Annotated in this window: 15 protein-coding genes and 1 riboswitch; of the genes, 2 read left to right on the top strand and 13 right to left on the bottom strand. The window is 55.0% G+C overall.

Translation table 11 applies throughout. The features are described from left to right. Positions 1 to 228: 228 nt before the first annotated feature. From MWC30_RS04320 to MWC30_RS04280, 9 genes are all read right to left on the bottom strand, one after another. Positions 229 to 2,868: a PEP/pyruvate-binding domain-containing protein gene (locus tag MWC30_RS04320; protein WP_244082925.1), complete on the bottom strand. Its 2,640-nt coding sequence runs from the start codon at positions 2,866 to 2,868 to the stop codon at positions 229 to 231. 253 nt (positions 2,869 to 3,121) lie between these two features. After that, the gene (locus MWC30_RS04315) at positions 3,122 to 3,544 is read right to left on the bottom strand and encodes a response regulator (RefSeq protein WP_244082924.1); all 423 of its coding nucleotides are present in this window, start codon (positions 3,542 to 3,544) and stop codon (positions 3,122 to 3,124) included. Further along, positions 3,537 to 3,944, bottom strand: coding sequence for a response regulator (locus tag MWC30_RS04310; protein ID WP_244082923.1), 408 nt, complete (start codon positions 3,942 to 3,944; stop codon positions 3,537 to 3,539). Before MWC30_RS04310 ends, MWC30_RS04315 begins: the two co-directional genes overlap by 8 nt. 10 nt (positions 3,945 to 3,954) lie before the next feature. Next, on the bottom strand, positions 3,955 to 4,389 hold the full coding sequence (locus MWC30_RS04305) for a response regulator (protein WP_244082922.1): 435 nt from the start codon (positions 4,387 to 4,389) through the stop codon (positions 3,955 to 3,957). A 44-nt stretch (positions 4,390 to 4,433) separates the two neighbouring features. Next, on the bottom strand, positions 4,434 to 6,233 hold the full coding sequence (locus MWC30_RS04300; protein WP_244082921.1) for a PAS domain-containing sensor histidine kinase: 1,800 nt from the start codon (positions 6,231 to 6,233) through the stop codon (positions 4,434 to 4,436). Positions 6,234 to 6,410: 177 nt separating this feature from the next. Continuing rightward, positions 6,411 to 6,824 carry a response regulator gene (locus MWC30_RS04295; RefSeq protein ID WP_244082920.1) on the bottom strand — a complete coding sequence of 138 codons (414 nt, stop codon included), beginning with the start codon at positions 6,822 to 6,824 and terminating at the stop codon, positions 6,411 to 6,413. A 461-nt stretch (positions 6,825 to 7,285) separates the two neighbouring features. Beyond that, positions 7,286 to 7,735 (bottom strand): universal stress protein, encoded by a 450-nt coding sequence (locus MWC30_RS04290; protein WP_244082919.1) that lies wholly within the window; start codon positions 7,733 to 7,735, stop codon positions 7,286 to 7,288. Positions 7,736 to 7,744: 9 nt separating this feature from the next. Next, positions 7,745 to 8,458 (bottom strand): hypothetical protein, encoded by a 714-nt coding sequence (locus tag MWC30_RS04285; RefSeq protein WP_244082918.1) that lies wholly within the window; start codon positions 8,456 to 8,458, stop codon positions 7,745 to 7,747. Between the two features lie 3 nt (positions 8,459 to 8,461). Beyond that, positions 8,462 to 9,721, bottom strand: coding sequence for a sulfite exporter TauE/SafE family protein (locus tag MWC30_RS04280; RefSeq protein ID WP_244082917.1), 1,260 nt, complete (start codon positions 9,719 to 9,721; stop codon positions 8,462 to 8,464). Between the two features lie 467 nt (positions 9,722 to 10,188). Here MWC30_RS04280 and MWC30_RS04275 point away from each other — a divergent pair, with 467 nt between their 5' ends. Next, positions 10,189 to 11,535 carry a YihY/virulence factor BrkB family protein gene (locus tag MWC30_RS04275; protein ID WP_244082916.1) on the top strand — a complete coding sequence of 449 codons (1,347 nt, stop codon included), beginning with the start codon at positions 10,189 to 10,191 and terminating at the stop codon, positions 11,533 to 11,535. Between the two features lie 158 nt (positions 11,536 to 11,693). Here the strand turns inward: MWC30_RS04275 and MWC30_RS04270 are convergent, their stop codons facing one another. Beyond that, on the bottom strand, positions 11,694 to 12,062 hold the full coding sequence (locus tag MWC30_RS04270; protein WP_368860797.1) for a DUF488 domain-containing protein: 369 nt from the start codon (positions 12,060 to 12,062) through the stop codon (positions 11,694 to 11,696). A gap of 273 nt (positions 12,063 to 12,335) precedes the next feature. Here MWC30_RS04270 and MWC30_RS04265 point away from each other — a divergent pair, with 273 nt between their 5' ends. Then, positions 12,336 to 13,394: a PAS domain S-box protein gene (locus MWC30_RS04265; RefSeq protein WP_244082914.1), complete on the top strand. Its 1,059-nt coding sequence runs from the start codon at positions 12,336 to 12,338 to the stop codon at positions 13,392 to 13,394. 100 nt (positions 13,395 to 13,494) lie between these two features. Here the strand turns inward: MWC30_RS04265 and MWC30_RS04260 are convergent, their stop codons facing one another. The 3 genes from MWC30_RS04260 to MWC30_RS04250 all read right to left on the bottom strand — a co-directional run bounded on the left by MWC30_RS04260 (position 13,495) and on the right by MWC30_RS04250 (position 18,256). Further along, the gene (locus tag MWC30_RS04260; protein WP_244082913.1) at positions 13,495 to 15,507 is read right to left on the bottom strand and encodes a potassium transporter Kup; all 2,013 of its coding nucleotides are present in this window, start codon (positions 15,505 to 15,507) and stop codon (positions 13,495 to 13,497) included. A 29-nt stretch (positions 15,508 to 15,536) separates the two neighbouring features. Further along, positions 15,537 to 15,675, bottom strand: a riboswitch (cyclic di-AMP (ydaO/yuaA leader). A gap of 89 nt (positions 15,676 to 15,764) precedes the next feature. Then, positions 15,765 to 17,759, bottom strand: a complete 1,995-nt coding sequence (locus tag MWC30_RS04255; RefSeq protein ID WP_244082912.1) for a TRAP transporter permease — start codon at positions 17,757 to 17,759, stop codon at positions 15,765 to 15,767. Next, entirely contained in the window at positions 17,756 to 18,256 is a 501-nt protein-coding gene (locus tag MWC30_RS04250; RefSeq protein WP_244082911.1) for a DUF1850 domain-containing protein, read from the bottom strand. The genes MWC30_RS04255 and MWC30_RS04250 overlap by 4 nt, the downstream gene beginning before the upstream one ends. Between the last annotated feature and the right edge of the window lie 10 nt (positions 18,257 to 18,266).

The raw sequence follows: 18,266 nt of genomic DNA, 5'->3' as shown, positions 1-18,266 counted from the left end.
GTTCGATACTGCTTTCGGGTAGGTCCGCAGCAGAAGGATTCACGGGGATGGGAGCGCGGGGCGCTTTCCATCCAGATCGTTCACAGCCTGCGGGATTCTGGAAGGGAATTCACGGTTGGGATGCATTCCGGGCATCCCGACCAGGAATCGGGATTTCCGAATGAGCCGGCATCCTTTGGAAAACAAGCGTCCAGGGGTGAGCCTTCAGCTATTGGCTTATCAAGAGAGTCATTCCGCATGGACACCGCTGCTGGGCTCTGGAGGGGAGCCGATGACCACCGTCTGAATGTCGTTCATAAGCTTTGCCCTGTGGTGATGGTAGGAAGCATCGTTGGACATGATCATGTCGAGCTGGCGTGTATGCATGATGAGATACCCGACGATCTTCAATTTCTCCTTCATGTATTCCTGATCGTACCCCTCCAGGCGGGAGAAAACGCCGTCTTCCTTGATTTCAGCTCTGAACCCGAATTCCTCGAGAATGCTTCCGACGAAGGATGCCCGCCGCAGCCTGCGCTGAAAGTCTGCCGCTCCCCCTTTCAGCTGAAAGCTGACGTAATTTTCGTTGGGACGATCTCCCACCAGGGTTTCAATGGTGCAAAAATGGAAGCCAAAGCGCGAGCTCAGGCTGCAAAAGTTTTTGGAAACCATGAAATAATTCCGGTTGGCATAGGGAGAGGGCATGGAAGGGTCCAGAGCCGGATTGGCCGTTGCTTCCAGCAGCACGGACATGAAGCCTTTGGCGTCCACCGGGGGGGGACCTTCCCAAGGCACGGCAACGATTCCCTCCCACAGGGCCAGCATGGGAATGCTCATGATGTTGTCAAGTTGAACGAATTTGCCCTCCACGTCTTCCTTGAAACCGTCATCCAGGTTGATCACCCACCAGAGCATGGGCACATCGCACACGAGCTGTTTGCTGGCGCGCTCCGAGAAATGGTGCTCGCTGCCGAAGTTGAACATTTCCTTCACGGACTTCTCATGGGAGAATCGTGTGATGTCATGATAGGTGCGGCAGTTCTTCGCTTTGAAGTCCAGGGAATCGGGGTCCAAAAGGTGCAGGGGATTGATCCAGGTCATGACTTCCTGAAGGATATCGTAAACCTGGCTGCCTTCCATGAGGTTCTTCTTGGGCTGAGCCTTGGTCAGGAGAGACTCCACCCGGTCCTCGTATACCCTGAGCCCGTCGGCGTCGACGGTGACGATATCTCCACTCTTGAGGAGCTCCGTGACATGAGGAATACCGAAAATGGCCGGAACACCGAATTCACGCGCCACATTGGCCAGATGTCCGGCCACGCTTCCCTGCTCCGTGATGACGGCCACGGCGCGGTTGAGGAGCGCCGCCGCCCGGGGCAACGCCTGGGGGATCACCAAAACTGCCCCCCTGGGGAATTGGAGCGTGTCACTGTTTCGCGTCACGACAAATACCGGACCAGAGGCCACACCCGGGCTTGCTGTCGCTCCACCCTCCAACAGGACCTTGCCGTCCACGACCAGCCTGTCCAACGTTTGAAAGCGCTTGTCCGTCCCTTCGGACTGGATGAGGGGACGGCACTGTAGAACAAAAATGTCACCGTTCGGATCAACGGCCCATTCGATGTCCTGAGGGCCGCCATAGTACTCTTCCAGCTTCAGAGCCATATCGGCCAGTTCCATCACCTGGTGGTCTTCCAGGGAGGCGCGGGTGTGACTGTCGCCCGTCACGTCCATGCGGCAGACGCCCTCTTCAGGGTAGCACACAAACTTGTGCTCCTTGACCTTGATGTCCCTCCGCACAATGGTGAGGGGCTCTTCACGCGAAACGACGAATAGATCCGAAGCGACGCTCCCGTCCACCACGGATTTGGGCAATCCCCAGACGGAATTGATAAAAATAGAATCATCCCGTATATTCAATGGGTTTCTAGAATAGGTCACCCCGCCCGCCACAGCGTTCACCATCACCATGCACCCCACGCACATGGCCACGTCCTCATCCAGGATGCCCCGGTTCAAACGGTAGCTGATGGCCTGCAGGCTGTACTTGCTGGCCACGATTTCTTTGTAGGCCTCGATGAGATTGTCGGCGCTGACATTGAGCTGTGAGCGGTACTGCCCGGCGAACGAGGTCCCCGCAGCGTCTTCTCCCAGCGCACTGCTGCGCATGGAAACCTTGCAGCCGGCTCCAGAGACCTTCTCCAGCGCCCGGTACGCTTCCTTGATGGCCGTTTCCAGGTCCTCGGGCACCGTGGAGCGGATGATCAACTGCTGGATATCGGCGCTGAGCGCATACAACTGGTCGAGCTGCTCCACTTCGGAGGCCTGGAGGCGCCGGTCGATTTCCGACTGGAGGTCGTTGTGAGCGAAAAACCGCTCATAACCCAGGGAGGTGATTACGAAGCCCTCAGGTACCCGCAGCTCCAGCTGGTTCTTGACTTCTCCCACGTTGGCCATCTTGCTGCCCACCTGATCGGCCAGGTTCTTGTCCACCATGCTGAAGGGAAGGATCAGGTGCTCTCCCTGCGTCTGCTTTTTCTTGGAAAGAACGAGATTGATCTGCTCCTGTATGATCCGAAAGCGCTCGTACAGGTCTTTATATTTGTTGGGAGCGAGCTGATCGAGATTTTTGATGATACGAAAGACATTGACGGATATGGCGGTGCAGTTGGCTCTGATGAAGGACATGCCAAAAGGCTGATTCCCGTGCAGCGCCTGCTCCATTTCGGACATGAGCTCCAGTGTCTTGTTGTTGGCGCTCAAGAGCAGCTGGAAATTGTGGTATCGGGCCTTGAAAGCGTTGCGCAGCTCTTCGGCGCTGGCGCTGGATAGCTCGTCACGATGCGCTATCTTTTTTATTTTTCTAAAAAAATCTAAAATTTTGGCCATGAGCGTCTCTCAAAATCGGGCGGAAAGTGGAAGGTTGGATGCCTGATGTGAGAGGCAATACCCCCCCAGCGGGCTCACCCCTTCACAAAGCAGACGAGACCATTGATCTGCCTCATTGGAAGGGAGGGACTGTGTCGAAAACGATAGCATCGACTGGTTCCGAAGCATGCACGCCTGCAGGGAGAAGGCCGGGAGGCAGATCATTTCAACCTCGTTTCCTCGAATTTCCGGACTGTCGGTTTTCGTGCGAGATCTAACGCTTCGGGCCGAGCTCCTCCTCCACGGAATCGATCTTGCTCTCGTGCAACTGCTTTTTCTTAAAGGCATCCTGAAGCTTGTACAGAAGCTCATCGATTTCCATGGGCTTCATCAGGTAATCGAAAGCGCCTAATTCCATTCCCTCGATGGCGACTTCCATATTGGCATGTCCCGTGAGCATGATGACTTCAACGAGGGGACAGAGCTTTTTGATCTGTTTCAGGGTTTCAATGCCGTCCATGCCGGGCATTTTAACATCCAGAACGACCACATCCACGGGATTGTTTTTCAATGTCGTCAGGGCTTCCTCTCCGCTGCGAACCCCCAGGGCATTCAAATTGCGCTTTTTCAGGCGCTTCACAAGCGTGTCCAGAAACTCCCCTTCGTCATCCACGAGCATTACATTGAAATCATTCAAGGACTTCTTCTCCTCTATGGCAGGCTTCATTGATTTTAGCGATGAGCTCTGTCAGGTCACACGGTTTGGTGAGATAGTCAAACGCACCGTGCTGAATCCCTTCTCGGGCGGCTGTCTCAGACCCATGCCCCGTCAGCATGATCACGGGCAATTCCGGATCCATGATTTTAAATATTTTCAAGACCTCGATACCGTCCATGTCCTCCATCTTCAGGTCCAGAACCACCACATCGAAGCTCTCCCTGCGCAGGGTTTGCACTGCTTCAGAGCCGCTCAGCGCCGACGTCACAATAATATTGCGTTTGGACATCCTTTTGGTGAGGACATCCACGTAGCCTTTTTCATCGTCCACCAAAAGAAGTCGTATGGGATCCTTGCTGTCTCTCTTGCTCCCTGGCATCGCTGTTTCCCTAATCTCCACGTCTTAAAGCAATTTCCTTGATACGAGCCTGAATGATCTTTTCCTCATGTTTGCGCTTCTTGGTTTTGGCCTCCTGCACTTTCGCCATCAACTGGTCGATATCGCAGGGTTTCATGAGGTAGTCAAAAGCGCCGATCTTCATTCCCTCGATAGCGGTCTCCACTGTGGCATGCCCCGTCAGCATGATGACTTCCACGAGAGGAAAGGCCTTTTTGATTTCCCTGAGTGTGTCGATACCGTCCATACCGGGCATTTTAACATCAAGAATCACCACATCCACACTGCTGTTCTTTCCCAGGGACGTTAGACTCTCCTGACCGTTGAAGGCAGTGAGCACCGTGAGGTTCCTCTTAGTCAAGCGCCTGGTCATGGCTTCCACAAAGGGAACTTCGTCGTCCACCAACAGCACTGTCGCAATGTTCATTCAGAATCCTCCTCTGCATTGATGAAGAAAATGCGGTCGATATCTTACGCCACGCTTGGCGGGGTGTTTTCGTTTGCCCCGGTATCCCCCGGCAGGGGGACATAGACATGAAATGTGGTCCCGACTCCTACGGCGCTGTTTACGCTGATCTGTCCCCCCATCTTTTTGACGATGCCGTAGCAGATGGATAGCCCCAGCCCCGTTCCCTTCCCTACGGGCTTCGTTGTGAAAAACGGATCGAATATCCTGGCCAGCATCGCCTTGGGAATGCCGCTGCCCGTGTCCGCCACATCTACAATAGCAAAGCCGCCGTCCACTCGCGTCGTCACGGTGATGGTGCCCCCATTGGTTCCGATGGCGTCGATGGCATTGTTGATCAAATTCAGGAATACCTGCTGCATTTCAGATGGGGAGGCATTGACGAAAGGCAGGTCCTCCGCCAATTGCTTCTCAATTTTAACGTTGCTGTAGCGTGCCCGCTGTTCCGAGATGCTGATGATGTCTTCAAGGAGTTCATTCAATTCCACCGACCGTATCTTGGGATCCGTCTTGCGAGCGAAGCTCAGCAATTTATGAGTGATCTCCTTGCAGCGGGCTCCCTGCGTTTTGATCTGTTTCAAGGCGCGTTCGAACTCTGCAAGATTTTCCCCGCTCTTGAATTCGTCCTCCTGGAGCAGGTCTTCCATCCAGCCGGCCTCCTCCACCATGACCGCTACCGGGTTGTTGATTTCATGAGCGATCCCGGCGGCAAGCTCACCCACCGACGCGAGTTTTCCCGCTTCGATGACCTGTTCGTTCATCATCTCTTTTTCCTTGTCCGCACTTTCGATGTAATGCACCATTTTCTGGGCCACGAAAAAACTGATGATACCGATGGTCACTCCCGCCAGCATCAGGATGACAATGGACAGCTTCCTTGCTGCATACAGGTGGGAAAAGGCGTCGGAGGCATCCTGCTGATAGACCAGCACCCACTCGCCACCCTTGAGCGGGGTCATGACATAAATGAAGCTCTTGCCCTGGAATTCCCCTTCGCCCTCGATGACGGTCTTGTCTTTCATCTTACCGGCTTCCTTGGGGGAATAGGATTCGACCATGGGCAATACATCTGCACCCAGAGGGTGGTCCACCGTTTCCACCTCTGTTGTCTTGCGATTCTCCCGTTCAAAGATCTCCAGGAAGAATTCCTTCGTGGCAAAAGGCTCCACCCGCGGCATCGTCTGAAATTCGCCTGCAGTGTTCAAAATGAAGGCCGATCCCGTCTCCCCGATTTTGATGTTTTCCACCAGAGAATTGAAAGCCTCAAAATCGATGGTCGCACGCAGGATCGACTGGTGACCTCCCCATTCCTGCTTGACGGCCACAATGAAATGCGGCTGTCTGCGGAGCCCCAGGAAGACGTCACTGATGAAGTAATGGCGCTTCATGGCCCGTTTGAACCATTCGGCCTGAGCGTAGTTTGCCTTTTCCAGCTTGAGCTTTCCAGCGTAGGCGACTTGCATCCCCTCGTCGTTGACAAGCCCCAGGTCCACAAACACGCCGCCATAGGCCTGCTGTAATACGGAAAGCTTGTGGTTCAGAAAGGCTTCGTCGCTCAGTTGATCGGGGGAATAGGAATGCACCAGGACCTGGATGTAGGAGAGTTTTTCGATGAGAAAGCTGTCGATGTTCTGTTGATGCTTCCGCACGAGCTCACTGAGATGAGCCAGGGACTTCTGCCGGTAGGACGTTTCGAATTGATACCCGATGATGCCGCTGATGAGCAGGAGAGGAGTAAAAGACACCAGCATCATGATCAAGACCATGTTTCGGGTCAACGATCTGTAATAGTGACTGCTTTCCATATCCCAGTCTTCCCCGGTGAAGTTTTGAAGGCCGGGATTTTACCCCGACAGGCAGGTGTTGGTTTCTGTAATCCAGCATCCCCCTTCATGCCAAACATGCATATGTGATATTTAGTATAAGTGTAACCCCTTTGGCAATAGAGTCTTTAGAATCCTTCTCAAATTTAGATATGGATGTCAGACGTGGCCCTCTCGGGGTCTCTCTCCTGCAAACCGATCCGGGTAGAAGGTCTGCAGCATCTCGAGGATCGCGGCTTTGAGGGTGTCCGTTTTGCCGCTCTTTTCAACTAAAATGGCATGTTCCTGGCCATTGAACTGCTGGCTGTATTCCGTGAGGAAGGTGTGAATCACGACCGGCAGCGGGGAACTGAGCTTCTGGATCTTTTCCAGCAGGGCGTACCCGCTCACGTAGGGCATCTCCAAATCGAGGACCAGCAGGTCCGGAGGCTTGGCTCCCTCAACGAAAGCCAGCACTTCCCTGCCATCCCGGGCGACCTCCACCCGATACCCCTCTGCTACAAGCTCTCGGCGCAGGAAATCCCGCACGTGTCGATTCCGGTCCGCAATCAATATGACAAACTCGTTTTTCATCATTTGCACCCTCGATAAAATACCGCAACAGAACCAGGCAAGAACGCTCAAAAGGGACAGGGGTATCTCATCAGGTCAAACTGTGGAAAAAGTGACTTTGGAGGAGTCGCTGAGCAGAGCTGCCATCTGCGGTGGCTCCCGCAGAGCGGTTTGTGCACTCTTCCGATTCTAAAGGGACGCCATGGGATCCACTGGGGGAGCGTCATGCTCCTTGAGGGTCGGGCCCCAAGGATTCCCAACACCCCTTTGAGAGACGGGTGCCGGAATCCATGGGGCCATCCATGACACAATCAGTGGCTTACTGAAAGACTTATTGGACCCCGGTTTTCACCGGGCTGACATTAGGTCAACAACATTGAGGGGCGCAAGGGGGTGTACATGCCGCGGCACATCCCCTTACCCCCCTTGAAAGGGGGACTTCAACGCATCCCGGACCAGGTGAAGACCTCCGCCAACCCGTATCAGACCGCGGGAGTCTTGACCAGATAGACCGAACAGGGGCAGTCCCTGACCACCTGGGAGGCCACACTGCCCATCTTGAACCTTGCTGAGGGACTGAGCCCCCTGCTCCCCATGATGACGAGGTCGATCTGTTCCTTTTCCACGAAATCTATGATGGCGTCCGGCACGGAAATTGACGTGACGATCGTCTTCGTGCAGGATGAGGTGATGTTTTCAGCACTCATAATAGCGCAGGCATCTTTCACCGCATCCTCGGCAATCTTTTCGAAGCCTGCAGTGATTCTCTCGCGACGCGACGGGGAGATTTCATGGTCGACTACCAAACCTCCTATGTGCGCCACAACGCTGATCACCAAAACCTCGGCGCCTTTCGTCTTCACGAAGTCCATGGCCACCTTGAGAGCTTCCTTGGAATGGGCTGAGCCGTCCACAGGCACCAATATCTTCATTCTCGCCTCCTATACTTCCTTCTTGACCTTGGATTTCTTCATGCTGAGCCCAATGCCCTCAAACAGATAGAAAATGGCGAAGCCCCACCACATCGTGTAAACGACGTAAAAAACCAGGAGGAAAATCATGGTGAAAGCCTTGTCGATGACTCGCTGAGCCTCTATGCCATAAAAGTTGTAGCTTGGCTCGATTGCCCTCCTCATAACCGCGTTCACGATATTGGACTCTTCGATTTTCTTCTGTTTTTTGAGCTCCTTGTCCATCTTGCTCAGGACGTTATGCTGCAGCGCGAGGACTTCTCTTCCATCCATGCCGTGCCGAGCGGCCACGGAGTCGCTGTCGTTCTTGAACATGGCGTCGCTGTCTTTGAGTACACTGGAAAGGATCTTTCCCAGGTCCCCGCTCAAGGTCACCGCCTGCCCTTCAGCGCCCACCTGAGCACCGGCTGCCATGAAAATCTGTGCTGCTCTCTGGACATCCTCCGCTTTGTCGATATTGAAAGTCGTCGAAACCATGGTGCCGTCGAATTTGGTCACCTGTTCATTCAACTTGGGAATGAAATATGAGGATCCTTTGGACAGCTTGTTGAACAAGTCGTCGGAGAACTGCAACCCGTTTTTGCCTCCTCCGAAAATCGGCGAAAAAATGATCAGGAGGACTACCGCAAAGGACGCGGCAAGCGTCAATCCCATGTTGAAGTGTTTCTTATCCTTGATCAACATCTCTTACTCCTCCTCTATCAATTTCCCAACATTGGCGAAAAACTTGCCAAAAATCCACAAGCCAAAAATCGCGACAACCACCCAGAAGATGATGTTTCCCACAAATTCAACATTGTTGACGAACCCCTTGGAAAAGCTGGTGACGTCGAGTTCGTTGAACTTCTTGGGAAGTGTAGCGACGCGGTTGATAAAACCGGCGATGATGGAGACAGCATAGAAACCGCGGATATGGATGCCTTTCACCACTTTGGTCGTGAGGGCGCCGACCTGGATCCCTATCAGCGAACCCACAAGCATCCCGATGGCCAGGGTGTAAAACACGTAGCCGTAAATGGCATACTGTCCGATGGCCGCAAGGCCGGCGGTGAAGATGATCTGCAGGATGTCCGTTCCAACGGTGGTCATGGAGGAAACACCGAAGATGTACACGAACATGGGGAAGGTCACAAAGCCGCCGCCCACACCCATGACCGCTGCGAGAATACCCACCACGACACCGCCGAGAGCGATGATGACACCCGAAATGCGCTTGCCGCCAGGAACGAAATCCTCGTCGAAGGTGATCATGGGGGGGAGGTTCAGGTTCTGCAGTTTGGCTGCGATGCCGGGAGTCCCAGCGCCTGCAGGTCCGCCGTGGGCGTCACCACCTGCCGCTGCGCCGCCTCTGCTGGACTTGATGTAGTCAATGAGGGCGTAAAAGCCAAGGAAGCCCAGGAGGACGGAGTATACGATGCTGATGAAGGCCTCACTCAGCAAGGGGTCCTTATTGTACAAACCCTTGTTGATGGCGCCTCCGATGACCGTTCCACCGCCGGACCCCACCAGAAAGGCTATAGCGAGCGTCGTGGAGACATTCCCGAGCTTCTTGTGCACCGTGGTCCCCATGATGGCTTTGGCGAAAATGTGGAAAAGATCCGTACCCACCGCCAGAATGCCTTTTATGCCCGCTGCCATGAGAGCCGGAGTGATGATGAACCCTCCTCCCGCGCCGATACAGCCTGTGATGAGTCCTGCTGCCAGCCCCACCGCCATGGAGACCAGGAAGATGCTGGTTGTATAGAACGCAGGCCCATAAGCAGTTTTTCCGCCGATGAATGATCCGGCTTCAACGAAAGTACCCGCAAAAACCGGAACCAGCATCGCCAGCAGGATCAGAAGCTTTTTTCTGTTGTGCAGAATGGACAGGGATACTTCGATATCCCATCTTGCGTGCGCCGCTGAAGCAGCCTTGAGGAACTCAAAAACCTGTCTTGGCCAACTCATTGAATAAGCCTCCTTGTAAATGAATGATTTGTACAACACGTCCTAAAACTTCACTCGCCACGATAAAAACAAACCGCCTGCACGCGCCGACCGCTCCCCGGGATGCTGATTCCAGTGCGTCCGGAAAGACCTTCAGCCGTTCGCTCTTGAACAAAACGCATTCCACTTAGGCAACGGTTGTGCCAAAGATCTCAAAGATTTCGATTAAGTTCAAATAACGGATATATTTATGTTATATTCAAGAAAAACTTCCTCAGAGGGGCATGTATGACAAAATATATGTCAGGCTTTTTTACAGAGTGTAAAGGAGTCGATGGGCACGATTGGCAATCCGTGTAAGGAATGTTGCCTTGCGTTTGGTCCCCAGTTGGGTGAATATGTCCTTCGTGATGCATGAATATTGTGCCGGGCAGGGCTTTTTGGACGAGGCCGGGCATGTCGCCGACTGCAGTCTGTGGAAGGGGTGCATGACAGACAATATCTCCATCTATACGAAAATCAGACAAGGGTGGGAGTTTTTAACAACAGGGATCTGGCGAGTGGAAAGTCGGGACCTGCCCTTTTTCAGGAGATCTCTCGTTCATGGCTTCCGCATCATTTACCTCATGGTGGCGGAGCTCCTGCAGGAGAGGATCCATTTGAGGGCGGCGAGTCTTACCTTTTATTCGCTCCTGTCCATTGTTCCGGTGCTGGCGATGCTCTTCGGTCTGGCCAAGGGGTTCGGCCTGGAAAAGCTGCTGGAGAAAGAGCTCCTGACCCGGGCGGAAGGTCAGCAAGAAGTTTTGACGCGGATGATCGGTTTTGCGCAAAACCTGCTGGAAAACACCAAGGGGGGGATCATTGCGGGAGCGGGAGTGATCCTGCTTCTCTGGTCGGTCATAAAGATCTTCGGAAGCATCGAAAAGAGCTTCAATGAAATCTGGGGAGGCGCCAGGGAAAGGCCTTTCATTCGCAAGGTGACGGACTATCTTTCCCTCTCCGTCCTCTGCCCTCTTCTCATCTCCATTTCCAGTACGTTGACGGTCATGATCACCAGCGAGGCAGCCTCCTTCATGTCGAGGCTGGGCCCCCTGAAAGCGTTGAGGCCCCTCGTTTTCCTCGGCCTGGAACTGCTTCCTCTCATGGCCCTCTGGGCGCTGTTCACCCTCATCTACCTGGCCATCCCCAATACGCGGGTCTGGGTAACATCGGCGCTCCTTGCCGGCATTTCGGCAGGGACGGCCTTTCTGATGTTTCAGCGGCTCTATATCCAGTTTCAGATCGGGGTCGCCAAGTACAACGCCATTTACGGCAGCTTTGCCGCTCTGCCCCTTTTCCTGGTCTGGCTGCAGGTGAGCTGGCTGATCCTCCTCGTGGGGGCATATCTCTCCTTCGCTTACCAGCGTCTCGACCGTTTTCACTTCCCCGGGAATATCCAACTGCTCAGCCCAAGAGCCAGGACGCTCCTCGCACTGCTTGTATCGGCACACGTGGTGAAGCGCTTTTGCTCGGCCGAAGGAATTACGAGCGAGAAGGAGATCTCGGAGGAGCTGAAGATCCCCCTTTCCGTGCTCCAAAACCTGTTGGATACTCTCGTGACGTGTGGGGTGCTCACTAGAGTTCGAGGCAACGCAAACGACGATGAATTCTTTCACCCGGCGATCGATCCCGACAGGATGACTCTACATTTTGTCATGTCCCGCCTGGACGGATGCGGCCTTGACGACCCTCCCGCGGCGCGATCCGAGAGCTTCTTCCAACTGTCCACTTCCCTGGACCAGCTTCGAGAAGCCCTCGCAGCCTCGCCGGCCAATGTCTTGCTGAAGCATCTCTGAGTGCCCCCCCGCCGCGTCGCGGTTGTCCCTCAGAAGCTGTCTGAAAAACCAGTCAATCACTCCAAGCATGCACCTTCTGCGGTGAGCTATCCGATATCTTTGTCATTCCGGCTTAAAGACCACCGGAGTGACAAGGAAACGAATTTTCAGGCAGTTGCTCAGGGATGGGCCGGGTTGCCGCCTTTTCGCTCCATGAGATATTCCATCAGGGCTATGGCGTTGTTGTGCTCCGTGTCGCGGGCGCTGTAAAGCAGCGTGACATCCCCGCGCTCTGCCGCTTCGTGGATGGGCTGCAGCGCTTCGGGATTCCCCTCGAGTTCGGCAAAGTAGCGCTCCTTGAACTCCTTCCATTTGCCGGGGTCATGACCGAACCAGCGCCGCAGGCCGTCACTGGGAGCCACATCCTTCAGCCATCCGTTCATGTGGAGGAGCTCCTTTTTCATGCCACGCGGCCACAGCCGCTCCACTAGAAAGACCGTTCCATCCCCTGCTGCAGGTGATTCATAGACGCGCTTCACTCGAATCATATCCATGGTCCTCCGTGAAAGGCACTGGGCATCGTTGAGGCATCTCAAGACAAGAGGGCCCGTCCTCTCTTGTATTTCTTTTTGTAATCATTCCTTTTGGTTGTTGCCAATGAACTCGGCGTGAACAGATTCCCCTTCCAGGGAAGAAGCACCGTATCTTTTTCTCTTCTACGCGAAGGAGGGTTCTGATATCTTAATCCGGCCTGCGTCTTTTAGCGCATGCAGTTTTCTTCTCTCTGAAACATCAACGCCGTTCAAATGGTAGAAAATTTTATGGATCATTTCTTTCAGCAGCTCGTCGACTCTCTTTCAGATGCCCTCATCACCGTAAATCAGGAACAGAGCATCGTGGTTTGGAACCGGATGGCCGAGACAATGTTCGGCTACAGCAGGGAGGAAATCCAGGCGTTGGGTCTTGAGGCCATTATTCCCGAAGCCTATCGCCAAAAGCACAGGGAAAGCTACCATCAATTCGTGCGCACCATTGATTCCCGCGCCTCCTACACATCTCCCATCCGGCAGTTCGAAGCCCTTCGGAAAGACGGCGGGCTTTTCCCCGTCGAGCTGACCCATTCAATGGTCAAAATCAGCCCCCATGAATATTACATCTCCGCCATTGTTCGGGACATCACGATGCGCAAACGCTATGAGCTCATGCGCAACCGGCTGGAGCGCATCACCCGCCACGACCTGAAGAACAAGCTGGTCATCATCTCTCTCGCGGCCAGGAGGCTGTCTTCCTCTCTCGGAAAGGCAGAACAGGCCCAGGCGGAAAAATATTCTGAGATTGTTCAGAGTGAATCACAGGGGTTGATCGCTCTCCTGGATTCCACGAGGGAGCTCATCCTGCTGGAAACGGGGGAATACCAGCGAAAAGATACCCCCTTCGATCTGCCTGCCCTCGTCCAGTCGAAAACCGAGCACCTCCAGCCCCTGGCTGCCGCCAAAGAGGTGAGTATCGTTTTCCAGAACCGTCTGGGGAGAGAGGTGACTCTCCAGGCAGATCGTCTCCTGCTGGAACGTGCCCTTGAAAATCTTTTAAAGAATGCAATCGAGGCAGAAGAGCCCCGTCGTGCGGTCCAGGTGATTTTGGGGGGAAGTGAGACGGGTGCTCCCGTACTCGAGATCAGCAACGGGGGTAAATCGATCCCGGAGAAGATACAGAAAGACCTCTTCACTCCCTATGTGACCCATGGCAAAAAGGGAGGTGTGGGCCTGGGACTCTATGCTGCGAAACTGATTGTGGAAACCATCCATGGATGGCACCTCGCATTTCGTTCCTCACCTGGAGAAACCGTTTTCAGAATTACTTTTGGATCATCCTCCATGTAATGCTCCAGCGTGTTGCATTTTCAGCGTTTCCGACGCAATCATCAGCTGGTCGAAGTCATCTCACTTCCGCGGAGCGTGGAATGATGCTTCCGGGCTTTCTTCACAAGTCAATTTGTATTCCGATTTCAATCACCCGATCTGAAGGAATTCCGAAGTAGGCCGGCGCCGTCCAGGAATTTCGGGACATGAAAACGAAAAGGGCTTTGCGCCAGCGCATCATCTTGGAATTTCCCTCGGTTGTAAGGGTCTCCAGGCCCAAAAAATATGTGGTCATGGCGGACTCTGTCTCGACACCGAATTGCGATGCCATTCTCATGACATCAGGAGCGTTGGGGGTTTCCATGAAGCCGTAGGAGGCAATGAGACGCAGGAAGCCCTGGCCAAGGTCCTGCACCTGGAGTCGTTCTTCTCTGGGTACCACGGGAACATCCACAGCCCGCACCGAAAGCAGAATCACCCTTTCGTGAAGGATGCGATTATGCTTGTAATGGTGAAGAAGAGCTGAAGGCGTTCCCACCGGAGAGACGGTCATGAAAACGGCCGTTCCTTCTACGCGTGTCGGCTTTTTTCTCTCCACGTCCTCGAGAAAAAGATTGATGGGAAGTCTCGAGTTGATCATCTTCTTCGAGAGTTCGGCCCGCCCATCACGCCACGTGGTCATGGCGATCATGATCGCTGAGGCGACGGCAAGAGTGAACCATCCACCATCGAGAATCTTCAAGAGATTCGATCCGAAATAGGCCACATCGAAAAACATAAACAGCGATACCAACGGCAGGGCCTTCCACTGCGCCCATCCCCAGGTTTTTGTCACCACGAAATAATACAGCACCGAAGTGATGCCCATGGTCGCGGTGACCGCAATGCCGTAGGCCCCGGCAAGCCTGCTCGATTCTCCGAAAATGAGGACCAGGCTGATGCAGGCGATCATGAGAGCGTAGTTGATCTGGGGGATGTAGATTTGTCCCCGGGTTTCCGATGAGGTGTGAACGATTTTGATGCGCGGAAAAAAACCCAACTGTACCGCCTGCTGCGTCAGGGAGAAGACTCCCGAGATCATGGCCTGGGAGGCGATAACGGTCGCTAAAGTCGAGAGCGCCACCATGGGATAGAGGAGAGCTCTCGGGACAAGCCCATAGAAGGGGTTCGGAGCAAAATCCGGGTGCTCGAGCAGGAGGGCTCCCTGTCCGAAATAATTGAGCAGGAGCGCGGGAAAAGCCACAGCAAGCCAGGAAATGCGAATGGCCGCCGGTCCAAAATGTCCAAGGTCGGCGTAAAGCGCTTCTCCGCCGGTGATGCAGAGAACGACTGAGCCCAGGACGACCATACCGTGCAGTCTGTTTTGAATGAAAAAGTCCAGGGCATGCACAGGGTTCAAAGCCTTCAGAATGTAATGGTGTTGGGCTACCTCCGCCGTCCCCAGCCCTGCGATGGCCGCAAACCAGACCAGCACCACAGGACCGAATATCCGCCCGATTCCTGCGGTGCCATGGCGCTGCACCAGAAAAAGCGCCAGGATGACGGTGCAGGTCAGGGGAATCACGGCCGGCGCGGCTGCAGTGGTTGCCACCTGCAGCCCTTCGACGGCCGAAAGGACGGAAATGGCCGGAGTGATGATCCCATCCCCGTAAAGAAGCGCTGCCCCGAAGATGCCTGCAATGACGACGGTCGAATAAAGCCGCGACGGCAGCATCCCGCTGTCGGTGGGGATAAGCGCCAGCAGAGCGTAAATGCCACCCTCTCCCTTGTTGTCCGCTCTCAAAATGAAGATGACGTATTTGATGCTCACCACCATGGTGAGAGACCAGAAGACCAGGGAGAGCACTCCCAGAATGTTCCCCTCGTTCAGAGCTATGGCGTGCAGGCCATGAAAGCATTCCTTGATGGCGTAAAGAGGGCTCGTGCCAATATCGCCATAGACGATGCCGAGGGCGCCGAGAGCCAGGGCCAGATTTCGCGCCCGGGGCGACAGACCATTGTTCTGCCCCGTCAAATGATTGGAGGATTGCACCCTGCTGGAAGTTTGGGATGGACGATGAAACAAAGAAGACGGATGACTGCCCTTCGAGGAAAGAATCCCTTTCATCTTGAACCCTCCAAAGCATGAGATCATGAGGATAGACCCCCGGTCCAACTTCGGCAGGTTCTACCCTTCGACGCCTACGAGGTTAGCTGACGGGCTCGGGCCGAAGAGCTTGCCCTTCACCTTTGAAAAAGGTGATACGCCCCCAAAACCTGGGTCCCCCGTTCCTGCGCCTGCAGGACTCGGCGATAGCGTGATGAGAGTATCGCCAAATCGAAGGCAAGTCAATGTGATCGTTGAATGCTTGGATGCGCTGGGAAAGATAAACTGGTTTGGCAAAGGGCTCGCTAAACAGCAACCTCGGCGGCCAGAGCGCGCTTTTTACGGACCTGGTTCGCCATGCACAAAGCAAGGATCGAGAGGCCTGCAAGGTCCGTGAGGGCGCCGGGGTCGATCAGCAACAGACCGGCCCCGAAAAACACGGCACGCTCTAACCAGCTCATGGGTGCGAGGCAAAAGCCGATCATGGAGGCTCCCACACCGTACATACCGCAGCCTGCAGTGATCAGGTTCTGAATCAAGAGCAGCGGGGTGGTGTTGATGAGGAGCATGGCAGGATTGTAGACGAAAATGTAGGGAACGAGGAAGGCACCGATGGCCAGCTTGGTTGAGACAAAGCCGGTTTTCATGGGATCGGATTTGGCAATTCCCGATGCGGCATACGCAGCCAGGGCGACAGGCGGAGTGATGTCGGCTACGATGCCGAAGTAGAAGACAAACATGTGTGCGGCGAGAATGGGCACACCCAGCATCGTGATGGCCGGTGCCGCCAGGGTCGACGTGATGATATAGGTCGCGGTCGTCGGCACCCCCATTCCCAGGACAATGGAGGTGATCATGGCGAAAAACAGGCTCAGGAGCAGGTTCCCGCCTGCGAGCTCGATGAGGCCGTGAGCCATCTTGAGACCGACTCCCGTGAGCGTTACCACTCCGATGATGATGCCGGCGCAGGCACAGGCAATGGCCACACCAATGGCGTTCCGTGCCCCAAGCTCAAATCCGTCCAGGATGTCCCGAAGGCTCATGCGGGTGGATTTTTTCAGCATGGACGCCAGGATACAGACGACGAGCCCCATCAGTGCGGCATAGAGCGGCGTGAAACCGGCCGTGAGGAACCCTATGATCACCGCGAGGGGCAGGAAAAGGTGCCCTCGTTCCCTCATGACGTCGCCCAGACGTGGGATCTCGTCTCGACTCATTCCTCGAAGGTTGCAGCGCTTGGCCTCCAGGTGAACTTCGATGAACACACCGAAAAAATAGAGGCAGGCGGGGATGGCGGCGGCCTTGGCGATTTCGACGTATGGGATGTTGATGAACTCGGCCATGACGAATGCCGCAGCCCCCATGATGGGGGGCATGAGCTGTCCTCCCGTGGAGGCGGAAGCTTCCACGGCAGCGGCGAACTCCGGTCGGTATCCGAGACGTTTCATCATGGGGATGGTGAAGCTTCCCGATTCCACCGTGTTGGCCACGGAGCTCCCCGACACCATTCCTTCCAGGGCACTGGTGACGACGGCGACCTTGGCGGGACCGCCCGATGCCCGCCCCGCAACGGCATTGGACAGGTCAATGAAAAGCTGTCCCAGACCGCTCTTTTCCCTGAAGGAGCCGAACAGGACGAAGAGGTAGATGAAGGTCGCGGAAACGGCCAACGGAATCCCGAAGATGCCTTCGGTGGTGAGATACATGTGAGAGGCGATCCGCTGCAGGGAATACCCGCGGTGTGTCAGAAAACCGGGGAAGTAAGGCCCGAAATAGGCATAGAGGAGGAACCCCCCGGCCAGCAGCACCATGGGCCATCCCACGACGCGCCTGGCGGCCTCCAGGGTGAGAAGAATGCCGCACCAGGAAAAGAAATAATCCACACCAACAAAATCGCCCCCTGACTCCATGATGCGGGTGTAGTTTAGAGTCATGTAAAGCCCCACGAAGCCCGCAAATACAGCCAGCAGGTAATCATTCCAGGCAATGCGATCGGAACTTTTCCCCGGATGGAAGGGAAAAAGCAGGTAGACCATGACGAAGGCGAAAGCGAGGTGGATGGATCGCTGGAGCTGTGCAGGAAGAAGGCCGAAAGCCGCCGTGTAGACCTGGAAGCAAGAAAAGGCGACACCAATCGCATAGACCAGCCAATGGGGGTAGCCCGTCAGTTTGCGTGTGGCCATCTCCCGATCGACATGGCGGAGTATCTCCTCGACTTCTTCCTTGCTCACATGCTCCACGACTTGGGAAGAGTCGCCCAAGGCTTCCTTATCCGAGGGTTTCCGATCCTCACCGCTCACCACAGGCACCCACCTTTCATCAACTGAAAAAGGCAATAACGTTCAACGCGAAACCGCACTGCGTCGCCCGGCTCCGCAAGATCTGCCAGGGCTATCTCCCTGCCCCGAATCTGCAGGGTGTGGCCGGCCACCCGGCCCACGCGCACCACGATCTCAGGAACCACCCGGTTTACCGTCCACTCCAGCCCGCCATCCGGCAGCACCCGAAACGTCCCCTGATCCGTAGAGCTCTCGGGCATACCGGCGCCGAAAGCGTCGAAGCGGGACTTGACAATGACCAGGCTGTCGCCCTCAATGCGCAATGTGTCATAGACCGGCCGCCTGTTGACAGAATGCGTGAAGGAAAGGACTATCTCTTCGCCGTCGGCTACCGGCGCACAAAAGCGCACTTCGTTAGTTCCCAGGCTGAAGAGCTCGATACTCTTCACCCACGGACCGAAGGACGCTGCAGTCAGAATGAGCGTCACGCCGACGGCTGCGACAATGCGTCGAGTCATGGCTTTAAGG

The sequence above is a fragment of the Desulforhabdus sp. TSK genome, assembly GCF_022836495.1.
In the GTDB taxonomy this organism is placed as follows: Bacteria; Desulfobacterota; Syntrophobacteria; order Syntrophobacterales; family Syntrophobacteraceae; genus Desulforhabdus.
Note: the sequence above shows the minus strand (reverse complement) of the source record. Positions and strands in the feature narration are given on the sequence as shown.

Coding starts and splice junctions, on each gene's coding strand:
- MWC30_RS04320 (WP_244082925.1), bottom strand. CDS start 2,868: ATGGCCAAAATTTTAGATTTTTTTAGAAAAATAAAAAAGATAGCGCAT.
- MWC30_RS04310 (WP_244082923.1), bottom strand. CDS start 3,944: ATGCCAGGGAGCAAGAGAGACAGCAAGGATCCCATACGACTTCTTTTG.
- MWC30_RS04305 (WP_244082922.1), bottom strand. CDS start 4,389: ATGAACATTGCGACAGTGCTGTTGGTGGACGACGAAGTTCCCTTTGTG.
- MWC30_RS04300 (WP_244082921.1), bottom strand. CDS start 6,233: ATGGAAAGCAGTCACTATTACAGATCGTTGACCCGAAACATGGTCTTG.
- MWC30_RS04295 (WP_244082920.1), bottom strand. CDS start 6,824: ATGAAAAACGAGTTTGTCATATTGATTGCGGACCGGAATCGACACGTG.
- MWC30_RS04290 (WP_244082919.1), bottom strand. CDS start 7,735: ATGAAGATATTGGTGCCTGTGGACGGCTCAGCCCATTCCAAGGAAGCT.
- MWC30_RS04285 (WP_244082918.1), bottom strand. CDS start 8,458: ATGTTGATCAAGGATAAGAAACACTTCAACATGGGATTGACGCTTGCC.
- MWC30_RS04280 (WP_244082917.1), bottom strand. CDS start 9,721: ATGAGTTGGCCAAGACAGGTTTTTGAGTTCCTCAAGGCTGCTTCAGCG.
- MWC30_RS04275 (WP_244082916.1), top strand. CDS start 10,189: ATGACAGACAATATCTCCATCTATACGAAAATCAGACAAGGGTGGGAG.
- MWC30_RS04270 (WP_368860797.1), bottom strand. CDS start 12,062: ATGATTCGAGTGAAGCGCGTCTATGAATCACCTGCAGCAGGGGATGGA.
- MWC30_RS04265 (WP_244082914.1), top strand. CDS start 12,336: ATGGATCATTTCTTTCAGCAGCTCGTCGACTCTCTTTCAGATGCCCTC.
- MWC30_RS04260 (WP_244082913.1), bottom strand. CDS start 15,507: ATGATCTCATGCTTTGGAGGGTTCAAGATGAAAGGGATTCTTTCCTCG.
- MWC30_RS04250 (WP_244082911.1), bottom strand. CDS start 18,256: ATGACTCGACGCATTGTCGCAGCCGTCGGCGTGACGCTCATTCTGACT.